General features: G+C 63.4%; 1 protein-coding gene. It reads right to left on the bottom strand.

What is annotated here, in order from left to right; genetic code table 11:
- Positions 1-2,343 (bottom strand): (Fe-S)-binding protein (locus RJ03_RS25750; protein WP_036506623.1); only part of this gene is annotated, 2,343 nt, incomplete at its 3' end.
- Between the last annotated feature and the right edge of the window lie 540 nt (positions 2,344-2,883).

The raw sequence follows: 2,883 nt of genomic DNA, 5'->3' as shown, positions 1-2,883 counted from the left end.
CGGCGGGGCCTCGGCCTCGGGCTCGGCCGTCGGCGCGGCTGCCGCTTCGGCGGCCGGTGCCGCGGTCTCGGCGACCGGTTCGGGAGCCTTGGGCTGCTGGATCACCTTCAGGTTCTCCGACAGTGCCGCCGGCTCGACCCGGTCGATCGACTGCAGCATCAGCTGCGCGACATCCACGACCTCGACGCCCTGGCCGACCTCGCCGGAATCCTTGCGCGCGGTCACACCGTCGGTGAGCATCACGCGGCAGAAGGGGCAGCCGGTGGCGATCAGCGACGGCGAGTTGCCGCCGTCCAGGGTGGCCAGTGCCTCGTCGGTCCGGTCGAGGTTGACTCGCTTACCGAGCTGTTCCTCCATCCACATCCGGGCGCCACCGGCGCCACAGCACATCGACCGCTCGCCGTGGCGCGGCATCTCGGTGACGTTCGCGCCCGAGGCGGCCATCAGCTCACGCGGCGCGTTGTAGATCTTGTTGTGCCGGCCCAGGTAGCAGGGGTCGTGGTAGGTGACCTTCTCCGACACCGGCTTCACCTGCACGAGCTTGCGCTGCCGCACCAGCCGGTTGAGTAGCTGGGTGTGGTGCACGACCTCGTAGGTGCCGCCCACCTGCGGGTACTCGTTGTTGAGCGCGTTGAAGCAGTGCGCACAGGTGACGACGATCTTCTTCTTCGACGGTTCCACACCCTCGAAGACCGAATTCAGCGTTTCGATGTTCTGCATCGCCAACTGCTGGAACAGGAATTCGTTGCCCGCGCGGCGAGCCGAGTCACCGGTGCAGGTTTCCTCCGCACCCAGCACCATGAATTTCACGCCGGCGGTGGCGAGCAGTTCCGCGACGGCCTTGGTGGTCTTCTTGGCGCGATCCTCGTAGGCGCCGGCACAGCCGACCCAGAACAGATATTCGTACCCGTCGAAACTTTCGGCGTCCTGACCGAATACCGGAATATCGAAGTCCAGCTCCGACATCCAGTTCAGCCGATCCTTGGCGTTCTGACCCCAGGGGTTGCCCTTGTTCTCGAGGTTCTTGAACAGGCCGGCCAGCTCGGAGGGAAATTCCGATTCGATCAGAACCTGGTAGCGACGCATATCGATGATGTGGTCGACGTGCTCGATATCCACCGGGCACTGCTCGACACAGGCGCCACAGGTGGTGCAGGACCACAGCACCTCGGGATCGATGATGCCGTTGACATCCTCGCCGCCGACCAGCGGACGCTCGGCCTCGGCCTTGGCCGCCTCGGAGATCTTCGCCAGCGCGGCCTCGTTCGGCTTGCCCTCGGCATCGACCAGGCCGACCTCGTCGCCGCCCATATCCTTGCGGCCACCGGCGAGCAGATACGGAGCCTTGGCCGCACCGTGGTCCCGCAGGGACATGATCAGCAGCTTCGGCGAGAGCGGCTTACCGGTGTTCCAGGCCGGGCACTGGCTCTGGCAGCGACCACATTCGGTGCAGGTGGTGAAGTCCAGCCAGCCCTTCCAGGAGAAGTCCTCGATCCGGCCGGCGCCCAGGGTGTCGGTATCGGGGTCGACGTTCTCCATATCCAGGGCGCGACCCTTGGACATCATCGGCTTGGCCGCACCCAGGGCGACGCCGCCGTCGTCCTCGCGCTTGAAGTAGATGTTGAAGAAGGCGGAGAACCGATGCCAAGCCACGCCCCAGGTGATGTTGCGACCCACGTAATAGAGGAACGCCATGCCCGACATCAGCTTGATGAACGCGAAGATCGACACCATGGTCGCGTTGGCGGGCAGCAATTCGGCGACCCGCATGGTGAAGAAGTCCGTCGCCGGATTGCCCTCGCCGTTCAGCGCGATCTTGCCTGCCTTGACGAAGATCATGCCGAGGCCTTCCATCAGCACGATCGCTTCGATCACGTAGGCGGGCCCGAACTTCGAACCGCTGAAGCGCGACAGGCGCTGCGGTACCCGCGGGTGATTGAGCTGGCGAATGGTGATCAGCGTCAGGATGCCGACCACGGTGCCGATGCCCATCAGCTCGTCCCAGAAGTGGTACACGCCCCAGTTGCCGATGATCGGCCAATGGAATTCGGGATCGAACGTCTGCCCGTACGCCTCGAACCACAGGATGGCGCCGGTGATGAAGCCGATCATCACCAGCCAGTGCGCCCAGCCGACGGTGCGGAATTTGTTCATGCGGGTATGCGCGATGAACTCGACCAGCATCGTCTTGAGGCGTGGGAAGAACGGTCGCCAACGATCCGGCGCCGGCTGCCCGACCCTGATCGCGCTGAAGATCTTCCACGCGCCGCCGATGAACGACGCCCAGCACACCAGGCTGAGCACCGCTCCAATCGTGCCCAGCGTCACTGTCAGGGCATTCATGTCGCGACCTTCCTTCGGTTCCACGAGCATTCCGGCGACCGGGCTGGGGTCGCCGTTGGTTGCTCGTATCGTAACGGGCAGTAAGTTACCCGCCGGTAACTTATCTGTCCATCGTATGATGCACGAGTGGTCTATCCCAGGTTGTGGGGTCCAACCGTACTCAGGGTGTGACCGTTCTCACGTGTTGGCCTGCGGTTTTGGCGTGGTCGCGGTCGTCTGACACGGTAAATCCCGGCAAATCCGGTGTTCGAGCCAGGTCAGGCTTACTCGCCGCAAAGACGAACAGTTGGCGAATCGGTCCTTAATTGTTAGGGCACATAACAATTCTCGCTTTCGGTCGGGGTATTCGACTAAGCTCACCTCGTCCTGCTTGCTGTGTGCACCTTCACACTGCTCGGGGAGGTCCGTCAGGTTTGAAGTCGGGGTTGATGGCCTGACGGATGCGTGGGCTCTCGCGGAGAAGTTGCGTGCGGCAAACCCTGATGACGGATTGGAAAACCGAATGAAGCTCCGCAGAGGTACTGCGGTCGCCGCTATGGT

Origin of the sequence: Nocardia aobensis NBRC 100429 (assembly GCF_000308375.1) — a bacterium.
Classification (GTDB): domain Bacteria; phylum Actinomycetota; class Actinomycetes; order Mycobacteriales; family Mycobacteriaceae; genus Nocardia; species Nocardia aobensis.
The sequence above is the reverse complement of the archived record's forward strand: the minus strand, read 5'-3'. Positions and strand labels throughout refer to the sequence as shown.